A 20,379-nucleotide genomic window follows, 5' to 3' on the forward strand; every position below is an offset into this window, starting at 1 on the left:
CCTCCTTTCTCCTCCTACCAGTTCTTGAGATGCAAGGAATCGTGTGGGGGATTCGCTAGACTTCTTGTCTTGAAACTTGGACGACTGACGTATTGGAAGGAGACGTCGGAGCAGACTGTAACGGCCGGAAAGGGACGCGCACCGCCTCGGGGTCTTGGCCGAATGCCCGACGCTGATCTGCTTCGATGGTGAATCGCTGACCGTCAGCATGCATCTAACCCCATGAACGAGGAGTGGCTGTCAGCCGAAGAATAGACATTAGGATGCGTCATTGCGAGCGCAGCGAAGCAATCCAACCGTTCTTCATCCGCAAGTTTCGCCATCTTACGAAAACAGAACGGTGAGATTGCCGCGCACCCTTCGAGTGCTCGCAATGACAACCAAATGACCGAGTTGCGGCGTGAATCTCTATTCTTCGGTGTTAGAGTGTCGAGGGGCAAAGAAAATTCTGATTCCTTTTTCCAGGGGAGGCGATCACAATTGATCCAACATGCAAGATCAGGAGGTTACGAGTGATCGAATTCGGTGAAGCGATCTGCAGCAACCTCACGGCGGCACTCCACCGCGAGTGGCTGGAGACCAACGGGCTGGGCGGATTCGCCTCCTCCACCATCATCGGTCTCAACACGCGACGCTATCACGGATTGCTGATCGCCGCCACCAAGCCGCCGGTGGGTCGCCTGGCACTGCTCTCAAAGCTTGAGGAAGTGTGCATCATCAACGGCCGGCGCTTCGAGCTCTCGGCCAACCAGTATCCCGGCGCCGTCCATCCACAAGGCTACCAATACCTCAGGCGGTTCCGCCTCGACCCATTCCCGATCTTCACCTACGTCATCGAAGGGATCGAGATCCAGAAATCGGTCTTCATGATCCACGGCGAAAACAGCACGATCATTCAATATGAATTGCGATCTGCCACCCGCAATCCTGGTCACTTACCACTAGTCACTGATCACTATTTTATCGAGGTACGGCCGCTCATCGCGTTCCGCGACTACCACGTTACAACCCATGAAAACGACGCGCTGAATCCTCAGGTGCAGGTGGCAGCCGATGGGGCGGTAGTGACACCTTATGATAGCTTGCCGGCGCTGCACGTCGCGTACGACGCCGACGAGCTCGACGCAACAGGGCATTGGTATCGCAACTTCGAGTATGAGGCGGAGCGCGAGCGGGGACTCGACTTTCGTGAGGACCTGTTCAGCCCGTTCGCCTTGAGGTGGGATCTGAGTCGCCGAGCGGAAGCGACCATCATCGCCTCGACGGAGCCTCACGATGTAAGAAGCGCTGCTGAGCACAGGCTGGCCCAGATCGCTCGGCGCGGCAAGCTGCTTGCCACAGTGCCATCCCGCGACGGGCTGGTTCAGACGCTGGCGGCGGCGGCCGACCACTTCATCGTCAAGCGGGGGAATGATAGGACGGTCATAGCGGGTTATCCCTGGTTTACGGATTGGGGCCGCGACACGATGATCGCGCTGCCGGGTCTCACGCTTGTGACGGGGCGGGCCGACGTGGCCAAAAGCATCCTGCTGGCCTTTGCGCGTGAGACAGATCACGGGCTGCTCCCGAATCGCTTTCCCGACGCGGGTCAGGCGCCGGAATACAACACGGTCGACGCCTCGCTGTGGCTCTTCGAGGCGGTGCGGGCGCTCCTGCACTACACCGGCGACCTCGCGTTTATCAAGCTGCATCTGTATGACCTGCTGGGTGACATCATCGCCTGGCATTTGCGCGGCACACGCTACGGTATCCGTATAGATGACGACGGCCTGCTCACCTGTGGCGAGCCTGGCGTGCAACTGACCTGGATGGATGCCAAGGCGGGCGACTTCATGGTGACGGCCAGGCCCGGCAAGGCGGTGGAGATTCAGGCGCTCTGGTACAATGCACTGGGCGTGGTGGCGCAGCTTGCACAGGCGCTTGGCGATCCAGCCAATGCCACGCAGTGCCGCGAGATGGCGACGCTCACACGGCACAGCTTCAACCGGCTGTTCTGGAACGAGACGGCCGGGTGTCTGTACGACGTCGTTGACAAGGACGCGAGCGACGCCGCCATCCGGCCCAACCAGATCCTCGCCGTCAGCCTGCCGCACACGATGCTCGCCGCCGACCGAGCCAAGGGGATCGTCGATCTGGTGGAGCGAGAGCTGCTCACGCCATATGGGCTTAGGAGCCTTGCGCCGAGCGACCCGCACTATCGCGGGCGCTACGAGGGCGACCAGTACAGCCGCGACGGCGCCTATCACCAGGGGACCGTCTGGCCATGGTTGATGGGGCCGTTCATCACCGCCTACATCAAGGTCAATGGCGGCACCAAGGAGGCCCGTGAGCAGGCGGCGGCGTGGCTTGCGCCTTTCCGCGCGCACCTGCGCGAGGCCGGGCTCGGCCAGGTCTCGGAGATCTTTGACGGCGATCCGCCTCATCGGCCGCGCGGCTGCATCGCTCAGGCCTGGAGCGTGGCGGAGCTGCTGCGCGCCGCCGTCGAGGATGTCTCCGAGCTGTGGTACACTCTTACGGGTAGCTGAAAGCTGGGAGCAGGCCGCATGATTCAAAAGGAGCAAACCATGAACGTTGTGCAAGCGTTGCGTGAGCACGGACAATCGGTCTGGTTGGACTATATCCGGCGAGGTCTTATCACCAGTGGCGAGTTACAGCGCCTGGTGGATGAAGACGGGCTGCGCGGCATCACCTCCAACCCCGCCATCTTTGAGAAGGCGATCACCGGAAGCACCGACTACGCCGAGGCCCTCGCGCGCCTCCAGGGGCAGCGGGATCTGGACGCGAAGTCGCGTTACGAGCAGTTGGCCGTCCAAGACATTCAGGACGCCGCCGATCTGCTCCGGCCTGTCTATGAGCAGACGAAAAGACGGGACGGCTTCGTCAGTCTCGAAGTCTCGCCGTACCTGGCGCGTGACACGCAGGCCACCCTTGAGGAGGTGAGGAGACTGTGGCGAATGGTGGGGCGCGACAACGTGATGATCAAGGTCCCGGGTACCCATGAAGGCATTGTCGCCGTGAGAAAGCTCATCGAGGAGGGGATCAATATCAACGTCACCCTGCTCTTCTCCCAACAGGTCTACGAGCAGGTTGCCAAGGCCTACGTGGCGGGGCTCGATGCACTGGTGGCCAGTGGCGGCGATCCGAGCCGGGTCTCCAGTGTCGCCAGCTTCTTCATCAGCCGCATTGACACGGCCATCGACGCCATGCTCAGCGCGCGGCTGAAGACCGCCACGAGCGCCGGTGAGCAGGCGCTGCTGCGAGGTCTGCTCGGCAAGATCGCCATCGCCAACGGGAAACTCACCTACCAGCGATATAAGGCGATCTTTCACGGTGAGTGCTGGCAGGCCCTCGCGAGCAAGGGGGCGCACACCCAGCGTGTCCTATGGGCCAGCACCAGCACCAAGAATCCGAGCTACCGCGACGTGATCTACGTAGAGGAACTGATCGGCCCCGACACGGTGAACACGATGCCGTCGTCAACGCTGGAGGCGTTTCGCGATCACGGATGCCCACGGTTCAGCCTCGAAGAGGATGTCGAGGGCGCGGAGGCAACGATGCGGACGCTTGAGCGGATCGGCATCTCGATGGACGAGGTCACCGACCGGCTGCTGGATGAGGGCGTGCGGCTGTTCGCCGAGGCATTCGATAAGCTGCTGCGAGCGGTGGAGGCGCGATGCCGGGCGGCCGTCAGTGCTCTGGCGGGTCGTCAAACCTACACACTCCCTGACGATCTCGCTGCCGCGGTCAGCGCGTCGCTCGATGCGTGGCGCGTGGACGGCAAGGTGCGAAGACTATGGGTGCGGGATGCCACCGTCTGGACAGCGACGGATGAAGGGGAGTGGCTGGGCTGGTTAGGGATTACCGAGGATCCGCAAGCGACCGAGAGTCGCTTGCGGGCCATTGCCGAAGAGATCAGGGACGCCGGGTTCTCGCATGCGGCGCTGTTGGGGATGGGGGGCTCCAGCCTCTGTCCCGAAGTGATGGCCCGAACGTTCGGCACACAGAACGGCTACCCCGATCTGCACGTCCTCGACTCGACCGATCCTGCTCAAGTCAGGACCTTTGAGGGACAAGTGGACCTGGCCAACACGATCTTCATCGTGTCGAGCAAGTCAGGTACCACCCTGGAGCCAAACATCTTCACCCGGTATTTCTTTGAGCGCGTAAGACAGGCCGTCGGCACCGACCAGGCCGGGAGCCGGTTCATGGCCATTACCGACCCCGGGTCGGAGCTGCAACGGCTTGCCGAGTCGCTTCGCTTTCGTCACATCTGCTTTGGCCTTCCAAGTATCGGCGGCCGCTACTCGGCCCTGTCCGATTTCGGCCTGGCGCCGGCAGCGATCATGGGCCTCGACGTGCTGAAGCTGCTGGACCGTGCCGAGACGATGGCCCATGCGTGCGCCTCATGCGTCCCGGTTGAGGAGAATCCCGGCGTAGTTCTGGGCACCGTCCTGGGTGTGCTCGCCACACACGGACGCGACAAAGTGACGATCATCGCGTCGCCAGACATCCGGCACTTCGGCGCATGGCTGGAGCAGCTCCTTGCTGAATCGACCGGGAAGGAGGGGAAAGGGTTGATCCCCGTCGATCGTGAGTCGGAAGGTCCCATCGAGGTGTATGGCGCCGATCGCGTGTTCATTTACCTCCGATTGGCGTCCGATCCAGATCCCTCGCAGGATGCCGCATTGGATGCCTTGGAGGGGGCCGGCCACCCCAGTGTCCGAATTTCGATTGCTGATCCCTATGACGTGGGCCAGGAGTTCTTCCGGTGGGAGATTGCGACCGCCGTAGCCGGATCGCTTCTCGGGATCAATCCCTTCAATCAGCCCGACGTGGAAGCGAGTAAGACGGCTACGCGAACCTTGACGGCGGAATATGAGAAGACAGGGTCGCTACTGCTGGAGACCCCGATCCTTCAGGACAACGGTATCGTGCTGTTCAGTGACGACAAGAACGCCGCCACATTGGCCACGGCCGCAGGCCGCGACCGGTCGCTCGTCGGGTATCTCAGGGCGCACCTGAACCGACTGCAGCCCGGCGATTACTTTGCGCTCCTGGCCTATATCGAGATGAACGACGCCCATGAAAGCGCGCTTCAAAGGCTGCGTCACGCAGTCCGTGACAACAAGCGTGTGGCGACATGCCTGGGTTTTGGCCCCCGCTTCCTGCACTCGACCGGTCAGGCCTACAAGGGCGGACCGAACACGGGCGTCTTTCTGCAGATTACGTGCGACGACGCGTTCGACCTGCCTGTGCCCGGACAGGGGTTCAGCTTTGGCGTGGTCAAAGCCGCCCAGGCGCGTGGCGACTTCCAGGTCTTGGCGGCGCGGAATCGCCGGGCGTTACGGGTTCATCTCGGTTCCGATGTGGAGGCCGGCCTGGCATCACTACACGCGGCACTACAACAAGCATTACGCTGAGAGCTGACCGCTGCGTTTCCTATAAGGAGCAGACACGATGCAACTCGGGATGATCGGTCTGGGGAGAATGGGCGCCAACCTGGTGCGCCGCTTGCTGCGTGGCGGGCATGCCGAGCCCCCTTCCGGAGGTTAGCGAAGATGCGGCTCTTGACTGAGGCGAACGCTCAACCTTCCCGTTATCAGGTGCCGGACGCGTGTGCGCTCGTCATCTTTGGCGCGTCCGGCGATCTGACGCGGCGCAAGCTCCTGCCGGCCCTCTACGCGCTCATGCACGACGACTTGCTCCCTGACCGGTTCGCGGTAATCGGGTTTGCGAGACGGGAGAAGGACCATCAGGCCTTTCGCGACGAGATGGGCAAGGCGGTGGAGCAGTATGCCCGCCTGCGTCCGGTGAAACCGGAGGTGTGGGACCGCCTGGCGCGCGGCCTCTACTATGTCGCGGCCGCATTCGAGGAGCCTGCCGGCTACGAGCGGCTCCGGACGCTTCTCGCCGACGTAGATCACCGACACGGAACCGGCGGCTATCGGCTCTACTACCTGGCCACACCCCCCTCGGCCTATGCGGAGATTGTGGCGCGCCTGGGGGCCGCCGGACTGGTGAGCGAGACGGGGGAGGCGCCGTACGACACGACCCCTGCCCCGAAGACTCGCGGCTGCTGCCGGATTATCGTCGAAAAGCCGTTCGGGCATGACTTGGCCACGGCCACAGCCCTGAACACCCACATCCATCGCGTCTTCCGCGAGCCGCAGGTTTACCGGATCGACCACTACCTGGGCAAGGAGACCGTCCAGAACATCCTCACCTTCCGCTTCGGCAACAGCATCTTTGAACCGTTATGGAATCGGCGGTATGTGGACCACGTGCAACTCCTGGTGGCCGAGGACCTGGGTGTGGAGGATCGCGGCGGCTACTACGACAGCGCGGGCGCTCTGCGGGATATCGTGCAAAACCACATGCTGCAGCTCCTGTCGCTGGTGGCCATGGAGCCGCCCGCTACCTTTGAGCCGGATGCGGTCCGCGACGAGAAGGTCAAGGTCCTGCGGGCGATCCGTCCCGTCCCGGTCGAGCGGATCGAGGACGCAACCGTTCGGGCGCAGTACATCAGCGGGACACTGAAAGGAAACAAGATCGTGGCCTACGCCGACGAGCCCAGGGTCGCGACGGAGACAGCCACGGAAACTTTTGTGGCGCTGCGCCTGGAGATCGACAACTGGCGCTGGGCGGGGGTGCCGTTTTACGTGCGGACCGGCAAGGCGCTGCCGAAGCGGGTCACCGAGGTCACGATCCAGTATAAGCGGCCGCCACTGCTGCTGTTTCAGCACACGGCCCACGCCGGCCACGAGAGTCGGGACATCGTGGAGCCGAATCGCCTCACGCTCCGCATCCAGCCGGACGAAGGGATCTCATTACGAGTAGGGCTCAAGCCGCCTGGACCGTACATCAGCCTGGTGCCGGCTCGACTGGGCTTCTCATACCGGGAGGCCTTCGGGGTCGATCCTGCAGAGGCCTACGAGCGACTGCTGCTGGACTGCATGCTCGGGGATTCGACGCTATTTATCCGGCGCGATGAGGTGGAGTCCGCGTGGGCGCTGGTGACGCCTGTCCTCGAGGCCTGGGCCGCCGCAGGCCGCACCGGCCTGGCGTACTACCCCGTCGGAAGCTGGGGCCCAAAAGAGGCCGACCGCTTCATCGAGGCCAACGACCGGAAGTGGGTCAACCCATGATCGCGTCGCAGGAGCGGCGGGAAAAAGGAGAGGAGCATGTCTCAATGAGGCGGCTCCCCTCATGGGTTACAGCGCCTTAAGGACTCCCTCCTGTACGTAACGCAGAAGGGTGTTCCACGCCTCTTTGGGAAGCGTGGTCCTCTCGCTACCTTCTCCAATGCGGACCGCCACAGGGCTCCCCCCGAACCTTATCAATGCATGTCGCCGGACTGAGGAATTAGACAATACACCGCGGGTCACTTCTTTCAGTGACCCGCGGTGCCGGAAACTTCTCAATGCGAGTTTCTAGATGAACGATTCGAGAGCTACCTTACCTCGATCGTCCCCTTTAAAACTAGCGGCCTCGCCCCGACATGAATATGGTACGGGTAGGTACCGACACGGGGGAACTCGATGCTCGCTTCCGTCGTAAACAGCTTGCTCCTGACCGGGGCTCCCAGCGTGCCATTTTCGAAGACCACGCGAATGGCGGGGTCGCCCGTGGCATTGATCCAGGTGATATGATCCCCAGCGCTGACGCTCGTGACCGCCTCGTGGAGCTTGCCCGTATGGATGACCACATGGGTCGCGAGGGCTTCAGGTGGATCAAGCGCGGTCATAGCGACGCCCAAGACTGCCAATGCCATTCCAAGTCCAATCCTAGTCACGCATCTCATTTTCACACCTCCTTTGCAGTGACAACGCCAGCGATATTATTCTCTAACTCTAATATAGGTCAGAGGAGCGGGTTCGGTAGAGTTTATTGAGCGCCTCGTTGCAGTTGCCGGCTTCGCCAGAGGGCGTAGATCGCCGGGATGACCAGTAAGGTGAGGATGGTGGAGGTGACCATGCCGCCGACCATGGGGGCGGCGATCCGCTTCATGACGTCGGCCCCCGTCCCGTGGCTCCACATGATGGGCAACAGGCCCGCCATAATGGCGGTCACCGTCATCATCTTAGGCCGGACCCGCTGAACCGCCCCTTCGATGATCGCTTCGTAAAGATCGCTGAGATTCCGCATCGTTCCTTCCCGAATGCGACGCTCATAGACCTCATCGAGATAGACAATCATCACCACCCCGGTTTCAGCCGCGACCCCGGCCAGGGCGATGATCCCGACCCAGACCGCCACGCTCAGGTGGTAGCCGAGCAGATATAGTAGCCAGATCCCCCCCACCAGCGAGAAGGGGATGGAGAGCAGGACAATGAGTGTCTTCGCGACCGAGTTGAAGTTCAGGAACAGGAGGACAAAGGTGATCGCGAGGGTTAGCGGAACGACAATCATCAGGCGAGCCTTGGCCCGCTCGAAGTACTGGAACTGCCCCGCCCAACTTAGGTAGTACCCCTTAGGGATCTGCACCATCTGTGCGATCATTTTTTTGGCCTCTTGGACGTACCCAACCAGGTCGCGACCGGTCACATCGATGAACACATAGCCGACCAGGGCGCCCCCCTCATCCCGAATAGATGGCGGACCTGTCGTGATGCTGAGGTCGGCCAGTTGGGCCATAGGGACCTGTGCCCCCATTGGGGTGGGGACCAGGACCCGCTTCAGCGCCTCGACGTCGTCCCGTAACTCCCGAGGATATCGGAGCTGGATCGTGTATCGCTCCCGCCCTTCGACCGTCATCGAGATCTCCTTTCCTCCGATGGCGGTTTCGATGACCTCTTCCACGTCCTCGACCCGGAGACCGTAGCGGGCCGCCTCTTGCCGCCGGACCCTGAAGTCGATGAAATAGCCGCCTGTCGTGCGTTCCGACAGGACGCTCCGTGTTCCCGGGACCATCGCGATGGCCGCCTCGATCTGTTTTCCGATCTGGTCGATCACCTGGAGGTCTGGGCCGAAGATCTTGAGCCCAAGCACACTCCGAAAGCCCGTGGCCAGCATCTCGGTCCGGGTCTGGATCGGCATCCACCAGACGTTCGGCATTCCGGGGAAGCGCATCTTGGCATCCATGGTGTCCACCAACTCGTCGAAGGTCATCGTCCGCTCCTCGGGCCAGATGGGCTGTAGAAGCGTTTTGAGGGGGTCGGGCGCCCAACGTGAGTACCATCGCTGCTGGCGGGCTTTGCGCCACTCGGACTCCGGCTTCAGCTCGACCAGGGTCTCGACCATCATGATGGGGGCCGGATCGGTTGGAGACTCGACCCGGCCGATCTTGCCGAAGACCGATTGCACCTCGGGAAATTGACGGAGGAGCTTGTCCTGGATGTGGAGGATCTGGGCCGCCGGGGTGACGGAGAGGCCGGGAAGGGCCGAGGGCATGTAGAGGATTGTCCCTTCGTTCAGAGGCGGCATAAACTCGGAACCGAGGCGAAGAAAGGCGGGAAGGGTCGCGACCAGGGCAGCCAACGCCAAGACGACGGTCGTCTTGCGGAACCGCAGAACGGTGTCAACAACCGGATAGTAGAGCCAGATGAGGAACCGGCTGACGGGATTCTTTGTCTCTGTAGCGATCCGCCCACGGATTAGGAGCAGCATCAGGGCCGGGGCCAGGGTGACTGAGAGGAGCGAGGCGAAGAACATGGCGAAGGTCTTGGTATAGGCCAGGGGCTTGAAAAGCCGCCCTTCCTGGGCCTCCAGGGTAAAGACCGGGATGAAGGAGACCGTGATGACCAGTAGCGAGAAGAAGAGCGGCTTGCCCACCTCCTGGGCTGCCTGAATGATGACCTCAGCGCGACTGCCCGGCCTTCCCTCGTGCTCCCACCGCTCCAGTCGCTTGTGGGCATTCTCGATCATGACGATGGCGGCATCGACCATGGCCCCGATGGCGATGGCGATCCCTCCCAGCGACATGATATTGGACGTGAGGCGCATGTAGTACATCGGGACGAACGCGAGGAGGATGGCAATCGGGAGGATCAGGATCGCCACCAGAGCGCTTCGGAAATGGAAGAGGAAGATAATGCAGACCAGGCTGACAATGATGCTCTCCTCGATCAATTTCTCCTTGAGCGTGGCGATGGCGCGCTGGATGAGGCTGGAGCGGTCATAGACCGGAACGATCTCTACTCCATCGGGCAGGGCCGGCCTGATCTCCTCGATCTTCGCCTTGACCCCGTTGATCACGTCCAGGGCGTTCTCGCCATAGCGCATAACGATGACGCCCCCGACGGCCTCACCCTCGCCGTTGTAGTCGGTGATCCCGCGCCGCATGTCGGCGCCGATCCAGACCTTCGCGATGTCGCGCAGCAGGATCGGCGTACCCTGGTCGTTTGTTCCAAGCGGCACGTTTTCGATGTCGGCGACTGACCGGATATACCCTCGGCCCCGCACCATGTACTCCGTGCCGGAGGCCTCAATGGCCCGGCCGCCAACGTCGTTGTTGCTGCGGCGGATGGCCTCGATGACCTCATTGAGCGGGAGGTGATAGGCGAGCAGCGCATTCGGATTGACAGTGACCTGATACTGCTTGACGAAGCCGCCCACGCCGGCCACTTCGGCGACGCCAGGAACGGCGGCGAGCGCATACCGAAGCTGCCAGTCCTGAAGGCTGCGGAGGAAGGCCAGGTCATACCGGCCGCTCCGGTCGATCAGGGCGTACTGGTAGACCCACCCCACACCGGTGGCGTCGGGCCCGAGGGTTGGCACTACGCCCGGCGGCAGCCTGCCGGCTACGCCCTGCATGTACTCCAGGACCCGGCTGCGCGCCCAATAGATGTCGGTCCCGTCTGCAAAGATGACATAGACGAATGAGAGGCCGAAGAACGACTGGCCCCTGACGAACTTGACCTTGGGCGCAGAGACAAGTTTGGTGATGATGGGGTAGGTGATCTGGTCTTCAACCAGATCCGGGCTTCGGCCGGGCCAGTCAGTGAAGATGATGACCTGGACATCGGACAGATCCGGGATCGCGTCAAGGGGGAGACCCCGCAGGGCGTAGACCCCCCAGAGCGAGCAAAAGATCACAGCGAGAAATACCAGGAAGCGATTCCGTGCGCTCCAGGCAATCAGGCGCTCGATCATTGGCGTCCTCCCATTCCCTCCATCCCTTGCATTTTATCCATCCGCATCCGCTCCATGCCGGCCATCCCGGCCATGGCGCCCATCGACTCCCGGAGCTTGCTCTCCGAATCGAGGAAGAAATTGGCGCTGGCTACCACTCGGGTTCCGGGCTTGAGTCCGGCAAGGATCTCATGGCGGTCATCGACCCTGAGACCCAGCGTGACCTCCTTCGGTTCGAAACGGCCTTCACCGCTCTCGACAAACACAATCTGCCGCGTTCCTGAATCAAGGATCGCCTCGTGAGGAACCGCCAACCGCTTCCCTAGGGCCACCTTCAGCTCCACATCGGCGAACATCCCCGGCTTGAGTTGCGAGGCGCTCGGATTCGGGAGCTCCAGTCGGACCTTAGCTGTCCTGGTCTTACTGTCCAGATAGGGATAGAGGTAGATCACCCGTCCCCGGAAGGTCCGGCCGGGATAGTAGGAGAGCCGGACCATAGCCTCCTGCCCTACCTTGACGAGGGGTAGCTCATACTCATAGATGTCGGTGTAGACCCAGACGGTGGAAAGATCAGCGATCTTGTACAGGACCATCGAGGGATCCACCCGCATCCCTTCGAGGGCCATCTTTTCGATGACAAAGCCGTCGATGGGGGAGATCAGGGTGAGCGTCTTGGTTGGCGTGCCGCTCCGTTCCAGCTCAGCGATCTGCTCCGGAGTGATGTCCCAGAGGAGCAGACGCCGCCGGGCCGCTTCGAGCAGAGAGCGTCCCGAAGCAGCCACCCGCTCGAAGGGGCTGGAGCCGATCCGGGTTTTTGCTTGCAGGGCGAGGAGGTACTCCTCCTGGGCCGAGACCAACTCCGGGCTGTAGATGCTGAACAGCGGGCCGCCTCGTTTCACGAATGTTCCCGTAAAATCGACGTAGAGGCGCTCGATCCAGCCCTCGATCTTGGTCTGGATCTGCTTCAGCTTTCGCTCGTCGTAATCGATCCTCCCTACGGTCCGGATGGTTTTCTCTAAAGGCTGGTAGGTCGCTTCGACGATCCGCAGGCCCATAAGCTGCTGCTTGGCGGGATCCACCATGATCCCATCTGAGGGCATCGCCATGCCCGGCATTCCCTTCATCTGACTACCCATCTCCATTCCTGGCATCCCCTGCATCTGCTCAGCGGCCATGGGCTTCCCTGTTTGCATCGACTCCTGCCTCTGCTGAGTAGCTTGGCCACTCGGGGCATTGCCTTGACTGCAGCCGGCGCTCAGCAGAACGGCCGAGACGACTGCGAGGGCATATCTTCTGTTCTTCGTCATCAATCTGCTCCTTCCACGCTATTGTCATGCGGTGTACGACGTCACCGCCCATAGTCACCAGTCACTAGCCACTGACCACTGATCACTGCTTACCAAGAATGTCTCGGCCAATCGCCCGCTCGAGATCGGCCAGGCTCTGTTCGAGCGCGACTAACGCGCGATAGTAGCCAAGGCGGACCTCGCGAAGCGCCCGCTCGGCTTCCAGCAAGCCGGTGAACTCAAGACGGCCGGTCTTGTAGGCTGCCTCGGCAGCTTCCAATGACAACTCGGCTTGGGGGAGCAGTCCGGTCCGATACAAGGTCACCGATTTCCTGGCGGCATTCGATTTGAGCAAGTTATCCCGGATCTCGAGAAACGCCAGGTTCTTCACGGCCCGATGGCTTGCCTCCGCCCGCGCGATCTGGGCTGACGCCTCTTCAACTTCTTTGTCGTGCCTGGCCTTCGTCCAGAAAAACGGAATGGTGAAGGTCAGCATCGCGGAATAGGTGTGCTGGAAATCCGCTTGAGGGGCATACCAGTAGCCCAGGCCAAGCATGAAGTCGGGATATCGCTGATTCCTGACGGCGAGCTCGTGGGCGCGCTCTGCTTGCGTGATGCCAGAGGCGGCTTCCTGGAGTTGGGGACTGGAATCCAGTGTCAGTTTGTAGAGGTCTGCTTGTTCAAAAGGCATGGAGGACGGCTCATGTTCTGCCGTTCGGCCGATGGGGAAATCAGCCGGGCGGTTCAGGAGCGTATTCAGCTTTGCCTCTGCCGATTGCCGCGCCTGCTCTGCGAGAATGAGGCGATTCAGTAGGTCGCTCTGTTCTACCTGCGCCTTGATCACATCCTGTTGTGCCACCTTCCCCACCGCGTATCTGACTTCGGCTGTCTTGAGGATCCGCTCAAGGAGATCGAGCTGCTCTTGAGTAATCTGGAGATCGCGATCGGCCATGAACAGATCGGCGTAGCCTTTCTTGACGTCGGCGATGATCTCCCGCTCTTTGGCTCGATAGCGGGCTGTTGCCATGGCCTGCTCCTGGGTTGCCACTTCCCCCTTCAGGCGAAGCTTGCCGGGGAAGGGGAGCCGCTGGCGAAGGTTCACCATATGGGTGTTGGCCTTATTCATGTTGGTGGGCTGATTGAGCGGGATCATCCAGCTCTCGATGTTCAGCTCCGGATCATCAAGGGAGCGGGCTTGGATGATCCGCGCCTGCGCCGCCTCCACCGCTTTGCGAGCCGCCAGGATTTCCGGATTCGACTTGAGCGCTTCCGCCAGCAGTTCGCCGAGATCGGCGCCCGCTTCCAGCGTCAAGGCGAGCGACGGCTCAGCGGCACAGGGCGTTGCCGACAACAGCACGAACATGACTGCAATCGTAAGATGTCTTCTGTTGCGCATCGCTTCCCCTTTCGAGTTTCGGGTGTGGCGTGGGCGGTGGTGTGCGACCCATCGTCGACGACAGACGAAGCACGGACCGCATAGCCTACGTAGGGGCGCAATTTATTGCGCCCGCGTCGAGCCGTACAGGGACGTACGACGAGATGAAGCGGAGCACACCACCGCTCACGCCATCAGCCATGGCTTGGCGCCGAGCGCCCGGAACGAGCGTGTTAATGAAAGAGTTCGTTTAGGTAGAGTTGGAAGTCGTCAGGCGAGCGTAGGGGGATGGAAGATGGGCCGAACTGCTGCAGCAAGTGTCAGGATAGGGTTAACCACGGGCAGGCCCTGGACCAACCCGTTCGATTCAACACCGACAGCGTACGGGGGAACGCCACAAGGCACCGGACACATCCCTTCGGTTTGTTGTGTGTCCGTGTCATGACCCATCATTGTGGTCATCTGGGCATTCGCCATCGGCCAAAAAGGACAGACGCAGACTACGGCAGCCATAGTCACAACCACTGCTACTACCAGGATCGTCGCTTTTGGCTTGGTGAATTGTCGCATCTCACGGGGTCCCAGGGGCCTATGGTATCTATCATAACACTAGTCCCAGAATTGCAGCGTGTCAAGGTAGAGAGCGGTGAGCTTCGATCCTGAGCTCTGTGATGATCTGATGCTCTTGCATGTTGCAGGCAACCGGTGATGTCGGCAAGCCGGTCGGAAGGCACGGTATTCGGCTTTCGCGTGCGCTGGCGCCGTGGCGGGAGGCCGGCGCCAGCGGCACACGCTTTACGGAAGAGGTCTAAGACGTAACAAACTCATGCTCGAATTGTCGAACAGTGAGGACCGGACACGGGGCTCCGCGAACGACCCGCTCGGCGACACTGCCTATCGGCGGATTCCATGGGAACGTCTGGCCGATATTGGGCCCTGGGGTGCTTCGACCGTGGGTCCCCATTACAATGAGATCGACCCCCTGATCCTGTGCGTACTGAAGAATCTCCTGAACCGGATGGCCCACCTTCGTCGCAAACCGAACATCAAGTTGCACCCGTTCGGCCTCCGAGAGCAGGTTCTTCAACTGCTCGTTTGCCATCTGTTCCCACCGCTTCGTCCGCTCGGCGGCGGGGAGCCCCATGATCTCGGTGTCAACCCCAAACGCCCAAGGCTGGATCGAGGCATCCGGCAACACGTGCAGCAGATGTACCGATCCGTGGTACGCTGAGGCAAGCTCCCGTGCGTACTTGATCGCCACCTTCGATGTTTCGCTAAAGTCCGTCGGCACAAGAACATTCTTCAGTGTGATCATAGGGAACCTCCTTTGGCCACCCGCCAACGGCGGGAAAGAGTAGGGTAGAACCAACTCCCAATCTGGCTTGGCGAGGAAACCTCCCTTCGTTCAGCTCCGCTGTCCAGAGTTCAACACAAGCTTACAAAACTAATGTAGTGTATTGCGTGTCGTAGTCAATGCCGGAGTGCAGACAATAGACAGAGCAGGGTCAAGCGAATTGACGACAGATGTCGGCGAGAATCGTCCCGATTGCTAAAGGAGTGGTCAACCTGTGATGCGGAACTCTTTGATAATTCGGTGGTTATGAATTTTGTAGGCAAGCGGTCGCGGCGGGATGCCCAGGCGACCGGCCGCCCTCGCCTGGACACCACGGTTCTTTTGTAGTGCCCGCATGACCAGTTTCCGTCCAAGCTGCCGAAGCCCGTGACCGAGGTTGATCTGATCGCTCAGGATCTGGGACGCTTCGTAGAGTGCGCTAAACCCGGTAGTCCTGGGGTCGTCGCGTTCCTTTTCTGCCTGTATTGTCATACTGGCCATAATATACAAAATCGGTGCCAACACACGGTGTAGTTGATGGCTCAGAAGCCGTAGGCGTTCTCTTCGTGCTGGCTCAGGTCGAGGCCGATCTGTTCCTCTTCACCGCTGATCCGCAGGCCGACCAGGGCGTCGATGAGCTTTAACAGAATCACCGTACCGACGAACGCCAGGAGCATACAGGCCAACGTCGCGATGACCTGCACCACGAACTGATGAGGATTGCCGAAAAATAATCCATCGGCAGCATCGGGATTCACTGCCTTCGAGGCAAACAGGCCGGTCGCCAGTGCGCCCCACGTCCCGCCGACACCGTGGACACCCACGACATCCAACGAATCGTCATAGCCCAGCCGTCCCTTCAGCATACAGGCCGTGTAGCAGAGCATCCCTCCGCCTGCCCCGATGAAGAGCGCCGACATCGGGCCGACATAGCCGGATGCCGGGGTAATGGCGACGAGACCGGCGACGGCGCCGCTGGCTGCCCCCAGGACGGTTGGTTTGCCCCTGGACCCCCACTCGACGACCATCCAGGCCAGTGCGGCCGCCGCTGTCGCAAGATGGGTCACGACAAAGGCATTAGTGGCCAGCTTGTTGGCGGCGGTGGCGCTCCCCGCGTTAAAGCCGAACCAACCGAACCAGAGCAGGGCCGCACCCGTCACGGTCATGGTGAGGTTGTGGGGAGGCATCGGCTCTCCCGGATGGCCGCGACGTCGCCCTACGACCAGGGCTGCAGCGAGGGCTGAGATGCCGGAACTGATGTGGACGGCAGTACCGCCGGCAAAGTCGAGCGCCCCCATCTTACGCAGCCATCCGCCTACCCCCCAGACCCAGTGCGCGAGCGGATCGTAAATCAAGGTGGCCCAAAGGATCGTAAAGAGCAGGAACGCGCTGAACTTCATCCGCTCGGCGATCGCCCCTGTGATGAGGGCCGGTGTGATGGCTGCAAACATCATCTGGTACACCATAAAGGCTTGGTGTGGGATGGTGGCCGCGTAGTCTGGGTTCGGCTCCAGCCCCACACCGCGCAGTCCCACCCAGGCGAGGCTGCCGATCACGCCGCCCGTATCGGGGCCGAAGGCCAGGGAGTAGCCGATCAGGGCCCACTGGATGCTGATCAGCGCCAGGGTGATGAAGCTCTGCATGATCGTCCCCAGCGCATTCTTCCGCCGAACCAGGCCGGCATAAAACAGGGCGAGACCGGGGGCGGTCATCAGCAATACCAAGGCTGAAGAGGTGAGCATCCATGCCGTATCCCCGGAGTCTATCTTAGGAGGCGCCGGTGGGGTAGGTGCGGGGGCCTGGACCGCAGGTTGGTCGGGAGGGGCCTGTTGGGCGAAGGAGACGACCGGGGTATACAGCATCAGGCTGATGAGGATCAGCAGGACAACAGCAGTCACGCGACGTCGTTGTGGCATGGCGGCTCCTTATTGGGATGTAGGAAATGTGGGAAACTTCCAATTGCGTCAAACGCGACGGTTTTGCCGCGACGCGCCGGAGGCGAGATTGAGCAGTTTCCGTGCCAACGACGATGAGTGATGAGCGTGAGGGGAAATGCTTGGAAGTGGCGAGAAATCCTGCTTGGCCGGCATCAAGGTGGCCGATCCAAGGCTTTGGCCGATGATTTGCGCTGGCGCGTACGTGACTATGAAATGGGCAGCGCGACACCGTAATGGTTATAACGTGGGCAGACGTCTTCCAGCGGAGGAGGCGCACAATATAGTTTGACAGGTCGATATCTGTCATGATACATAAAGCTGTATGAAAACAACCGTAGAGATTCCGAATTCGCTCTTATTGGAAGTCCGCAAGTTAGCTTCCAGGGAGCGTACGACCGTTCGAGCCTTGGTCGAGCAAGGGTTGAGACGCATCCTCGCTGAAAGCCAACAACGTGGCGCATTCAAGCTTCGCAAGGCATCTTTTAAGGGGAAAGGACTCCAGCCGGGTGTTGCCCATGCGTCCTGGGAACGAATCAGAGAGATGGCGTATGAGGGGCGGGGCGGGTGATTGCGGTCGACGCGAATCTTCTCGTCTATGCCCACAGAGAAGATTCTCCGTGGTATGAGAGCGCGTCCCGGTCGATCAATGGACTGGCCGAAGGCCGCGCGGCATGGGCTATTCCGTGGCCGTGTATTCACGAGTTCCTCGCCATCGTGACCCACCCGCGAATTTACACTCCACCGACGCCTCTCGCATCAGCCATAGACCAAGTGGAGGCTTGGTTGGAGTCGCCCAGCCTGGTGCTCCTGGCGGAATCCGAGGGCTACTGGCAACACCTACAAGTCGTCCTCACACAGGGGCGCATCAATGGACCGCAGGTCCATGATGCCCGCGTGGCGGCGATCTGTCTACTGCACGGCGTGCAGGAGCTGTGGACCGTCGATCGCGACTTCGGGCGCTTTCCCGCGCTCACAGTCCGCAATCCACTCGTAGGCTGACCTGCCCCGCGTTGCGGGTACCTACCCTGAGCTCGAACAGTACAGCTGACTGTGTACAGTCGCCACCGTTCGTCCGCAATCTCCCGAGGGTCGTTCAGCGGTGGCGCGTCCGACGCCCGGGATCGTCTGCAGCAAGGCTACTGCCACCCCAAAAAAGCACGGGTAGAGCTCCTTGGGGAGGATGGTATTGCTGGGCGGTTGGACGCCCTGTGAAGCTCTCGCCGCAACGCCGGCAGGCAGGTGAAGACGAGGCTGCCGGCGGAATCAGCATGGCGTCCCGGGATTCCGAAATTCGGGAACTTGAGAGTCTTGACCCCCTAGCTGGGGACAACGTCGATGCAAGAATAGCTCGTTGTGTTCGATAAATCTTTAGCCAAGGTAACGGTAAGGCGATAAGATCTAACGGGAAAAGGTCCCACCATTGGCTGCATGAGGCTGCCTTCAGCACGGGCCGCCAATGGCCGCTCCAGGTAATCCTCGGGGTTCCCGTCCTGCTCACTATGGTAAACAATCGGATGATCCTGATCATCCGATCCCGGACAGCCCTCTGGAATCTCCGTGATGACTAAGAGGTCAGTAAAAGGGGGACTGTCTATCTCGAGCCCCAGGCGGCGAAGTCGCGGCGCTCCGATGGCTACCACCAGGGCGGCGACGGTTTCCCGCCGCTCGCGCGGATCGTGCAGACCCGTTTCGATCAGATCCTCACCTGGCAACGCTGCGTTCATAATGACGCTCCATTGTACAACACCGTAGAACACCGAGAGGCATCCGGCAAGTGTTTCATGGTCAATGTCTTGTTCGGGGAATCCGCCGATCGCTGTCCCTATTCGTGTGTACGGTTATATAAGGTGCCTTTTTCACCTTGACAGGTATGGGGTGCTATACTATGTATGCTGCGTGCGAACGTGAAGAAGACGATATCAGAGGCGGGCCATGGCCGATCAGGGTACCACCGGAGAAAATCGAGAAGAGCCTGTGATCGCGACACCGGAGGAGAGCAATGCGACCCTCTGGTCGAGGCGCGATTTTTTTTGTCTCGCAGGGTGGTGCGGAATCGGGGCGGGGCTCGGGATCGGCGGCGTGGCGTTCGGACGCTTCATGTTCCCGCGTGTCCTCTTCGAGCCGGAGGCGGTCTTCAAGGCCGGCCAGCCGGAGGAATATCCGGTCGGCACCGTCAGCGAACGGTGGAAACAGGAGGAGGGTGTGTGGATCGTCCACGAGCCCGAAGGCTTTTATGCGCTTTTGGCCGTCTGCACCCATCTCGGCTGCACCCCGAACTGGCTGAATACCGAGAATAAGTTCAAATGTCCCTGCCACGGCAGCGGCTTCCGCCGAGACGGGATCAACTTTGAGGGTCCCGCCCCGAGGCCGCTGGAGCGGGTCAAGATCGACGTGGCCGAAGATGGGCAGCTTGTGATCGACAAGAGCGTCCAGTTCCGGTACGAGCGAGGCGACTGGACCAAGCCCGGGGCATTTCTCAAGCTCAAGGTGTAGGGGCAGGGCTTGCCCTGCCCATGGAAGGGCGCAGCAAGCGGCGCCCCTACAAGTTCACGGTCTGGCTGGGGAGGGTACGATCCTGAATGCCCAATCTGGAGGAGCTGAAAAAACGGATCGTCGAGTCGCAGCTCTGGCGCTCGATTTTTCGTCATGAGTACGCGGATACCCCGCGCAATCGGGTGCTCCAGATCATGGCGAACGTGTTTCTTCATCTGCACCCGCCCAAGATCCGTCGTCACGCCATCAAGGTCCGCTTTACCTGGTGCATGGGCGGTGTCACCTTTCTGATGTTCCTGGTAACCGTTGTGACCGGCGTCATCCTGATGTTCTACTATCGCCCGGTAGCCGAGTATGCCTATGCCGATATGAAATACCTGCAGTACGATGTCCCGTTCGGGATGATCATGCGCAACATGCACCGATGGGCGGCCCATGGCATGGTCATCACCGTCTGGCTGCACATGTTCCGTGTCTTTATGACCGGCTCATACAAGCCCCCCAGGGAGTTCAACTGGGTCGTGGGGGTCATTCTGCTGACCATTACACTGCTTCTGAGTTTCACCGGCTACCTGCTGCCGTGGGATCAACTGTCGATCTGGGCGGTGACGGTCGGGACCAACATGGCCAGGGCCACCCCCTTCGTGGGGAGCGAGGGTCCATTCGGTGAGGTGGTCGGCGTGACCCCGCGGTACGATGCCAGGGCCTTCTTGCTGGGCGGCACCCTTGTGGGACCGCCCGCGCTCCTCAGATTCTACGTGCTGCACTGCATCTTCCTGCCGATTCTGATCAGCCTTCTCATGATCGTCCATTTCTGGAGGATCAGGAAGGACGGGGGGATCTCGGGGCCGTTATAGGGGCCAGTGGCTGGTGATGAGTGATGAG

At 61.0% G+C, this 20,379-nt stretch carries 15 protein-coding genes; 7 read left to right on the forward strand and 8 right to left on the reverse strand.

Annotated features, from left to right (window positions below; all coding sequences use genetic code 11):
* Positions 1–515 precede the first annotated feature (515 nt).
* The 3 genes from C3F12_08485 (at position 516) to zwf (ending at position 7,145) form a co-directional block, all read left to right on the forward strand.
* Entirely contained in the window at positions 516–2,525 is a 2,010-nt protein-coding gene (locus tag C3F12_08485; GenBank protein ID PWB46405.1) for a glycogen debranching protein, read from the forward strand.
* Between the two features lie 39 nt (positions 2,526–2,564).
* Positions 2,565–5,420: a transaldolase gene (gene tal / locus C3F12_08490; protein ID PWB46090.1), complete on the forward strand. Its 2,856-nt coding sequence runs from the start codon at positions 2,565–2,567 to the stop codon at positions 5,418–5,420.
* Between the two features lie 138 nt (positions 5,421–5,558).
* On the forward strand, positions 5,559–7,145 hold the full coding sequence (zwf, locus tag C3F12_08495; GenBank protein ID PWB46091.1) for a glucose-6-phosphate dehydrogenase: 1,587 nt from the start codon (positions 5,559–5,561) through the stop codon (positions 7,143–7,145).
* A 305-nt stretch (positions 7,146–7,450) separates the two neighbouring features.
* Here zwf and C3F12_08500 read toward each other — a convergent pair whose 3' ends face one another.
* The 7 genes from C3F12_08500 to C3F12_08530 all read right to left on the reverse strand — a co-directional run bounded on the left by C3F12_08500 (position 7,451) and on the right by C3F12_08530 (position 16,980).
* On the reverse strand, positions 7,451–7,801 hold the full coding sequence (locus C3F12_08500) for a hypothetical protein (protein PWB46092.1): 351 nt from the start codon (positions 7,799–7,801) through the stop codon (positions 7,451–7,453).
* Positions 7,802–7,884: 83 nt separating this feature from the next.
* A complete protein-coding gene (locus C3F12_08505) occupies positions 7,885–11,091 on the reverse strand; it encodes a CusA/CzcA family heavy metal efflux RND transporter (GenBank protein PWB46093.1) in 3,207 nt (1,068 codons plus the stop codon).
* Positions 11,088–12,152, reverse strand: a complete 1,065-nt coding sequence (locus C3F12_08510; protein PWB46406.1) for an efflux RND transporter periplasmic adaptor subunit — start codon at positions 12,150–12,152, stop codon at positions 11,088–11,090. Before C3F12_08510 ends, C3F12_08505 begins: the two co-directional genes overlap by 4 nt.
* A 307-nt stretch (positions 12,153–12,459) precedes the next feature.
* A complete protein-coding gene (locus tag C3F12_08515; protein PWB46094.1) occupies positions 12,460–13,752 on the reverse strand; it encodes a hypothetical protein in 1,293 nt (430 codons plus the stop codon).
* A gap of 787 nt (positions 13,753–14,539) precedes the next feature.
* The gene (locus C3F12_08520) at positions 14,540–15,046 is read right to left on the reverse strand and encodes a hypothetical protein (protein ID PWB46095.1); all 507 of its coding nucleotides are present in this window, start codon (positions 15,044–15,046) and stop codon (positions 14,540–14,542) included.
* 246 nt (positions 15,047–15,292) lie between these two features.
* The gene (locus C3F12_08525) at positions 15,293–15,565 is read right to left on the reverse strand and encodes a hypothetical protein (GenBank protein ID PWB46096.1); all 273 of its coding nucleotides are present in this window, start codon (positions 15,563–15,565) and stop codon (positions 15,293–15,295) included.
* A gap of 41 nt (positions 15,566–15,606) precedes the next feature.
* Positions 15,607–16,980 (reverse strand): ammonia channel protein, encoded by a 1,374-nt coding sequence (locus C3F12_08530; protein ID PWB46097.1) that lies wholly within the window; start codon positions 16,978–16,980, stop codon positions 15,607–15,609.
* Positions 16,981–17,323: 343 nt separating this feature from the next.
* Here C3F12_08530 and C3F12_08535 point away from each other — a divergent pair, with 343 nt between their 5' ends.
* Together C3F12_08535 and C3F12_08540 are read left to right on the forward strand one after the other, a co-directional pair.
* The gene (locus tag C3F12_08535; GenBank protein PWB46098.1) at positions 17,324–17,569 is read left to right on the forward strand and encodes a DUF2191 domain-containing protein; all 246 of its coding nucleotides are present in this window, start codon (positions 17,324–17,326) and stop codon (positions 17,567–17,569) included.
* Entirely contained in the window at positions 17,566–18,000 is a 435-nt protein-coding gene (locus C3F12_08540; GenBank protein ID PWB46099.1) for a VapC toxin family PIN domain ribonuclease, read from the forward strand. The genes C3F12_08535 and C3F12_08540 overlap by 4 nt, the downstream gene beginning before the upstream one ends.
* Before the next feature lie 317 nt (positions 18,001–18,317).
* Here the strand turns inward: C3F12_08540 and C3F12_08545 are convergent, their stop codons facing one another.
* On the reverse strand, positions 18,318–18,725 hold the full coding sequence (locus C3F12_08545; protein ID PWB46100.1) for a hypothetical protein: 408 nt from the start codon (positions 18,723–18,725) through the stop codon (positions 18,318–18,320).
* Positions 18,726–18,933: 208 nt separating this feature from the next.
* On the opposite strand from C3F12_08545, the gene C3F12_08550 reads away from it, so the two are divergent.
* Together C3F12_08550 and C3F12_08555 are read left to right on the forward strand one after the other, a co-directional pair.
* The gene (locus C3F12_08550; protein ID PWB46101.1) at positions 18,934–19,494 is read left to right on the forward strand and encodes a Rieske (2Fe-2S) protein; all 561 of its coding nucleotides are present in this window, start codon (positions 18,934–18,936) and stop codon (positions 19,492–19,494) included.
* Between the two features lie 86 nt (positions 19,495–19,580).
* The gene (locus C3F12_08555) at positions 19,581–20,351 is read left to right on the forward strand and encodes a cytochrome B6 (protein ID PWB46102.1); all 771 of its coding nucleotides are present in this window, start codon (positions 19,581–19,583) and stop codon (positions 20,349–20,351) included.
* The last annotated feature ends 28 nt before the right edge of the window (positions 20,352–20,379 follow it).

Source organism: Candidatus Methylomirabilota bacterium, from assembly GCA_003104975.1.
In the GTDB taxonomy this organism is placed as follows: Bacteria; Methylomirabilota; Methylomirabilia; order Methylomirabilales; family Methylomirabilaceae; genus Methylomirabilis.

Bases quoted from the DNA above. Each gene is read 5' to 3' on its own strand.
- tal (PWB46090.1), top strand. From the start codon at position 2,565: ATGAACGTTGTGCAAGCGTTGCGTGAGCACGGACAATCGGTCTGGTTG.
- zwf (PWB46091.1), top strand. From the start codon at position 5,559: ATGCGGCTCTTGACTGAGGCGAACGCTCAACCTTCCCGTTATCAGGTG.
- C3F12_08500 (PWB46092.1), bottom strand. From the start codon at position 7,801: ATGAGATGCGTGACTAGGATTGGACTTGGAATGGCATTGGCAGTCTTG.
- C3F12_08505 (PWB46093.1), bottom strand. From the start codon at position 11,091: ATGATCGAGCGCCTGATTGCCTGGAGCGCACGGAATCGCTTCCTGGTA.
- C3F12_08510 (PWB46406.1), bottom strand. From the start codon at position 12,152: ATGGTGGATCCCGCCAAGCAGCAGCTTATGGGCCTGCGGATCGTCGAA.
- C3F12_08515 (PWB46094.1), bottom strand. From the start codon at position 13,752: ATGCGCAACAGAAGACATCTTACGATTGCAGTCATGTTCGTGCTGTTG.
- C3F12_08520 (PWB46095.1), bottom strand. From the start codon at position 15,046: ATGATCACACTGAAGAATGTTCTTGTGCCGACGGACTTTAGCGAAACA.
- C3F12_08525 (PWB46096.1), bottom strand. From the start codon at position 15,565: ATGGCCAGTATGACAATACAGGCAGAAAAGGAACGCGACGACCCCAGG.
- C3F12_08530 (PWB46097.1), bottom strand. From the start codon at position 16,980: ATGCCACAACGACGTCGCGTGACTGCTGTTGTCCTGCTGATCCTCATC.
- C3F12_08535 (PWB46098.1), top strand. From the start codon at position 17,324: ATGAAAACAACCGTAGAGATTCCGAATTCGCTCTTATTGGAAGTCCGC.
- C3F12_08545 (PWB46100.1), bottom strand. From the start codon at position 18,725: ATGAACGCAGCGTTGCCAGGTGAGGATCTGATCGAAACGGGTCTGCAC.
- C3F12_08550 (PWB46101.1), top strand. From the start codon at position 18,934: ATGGCCGATCAGGGTACCACCGGAGAAAATCGAGAAGAGCCTGTGATC.
- C3F12_08555 (PWB46102.1), top strand. From the start codon at position 19,581: ATGCCCAATCTGGAGGAGCTGAAAAAACGGATCGTCGAGTCGCAGCTC.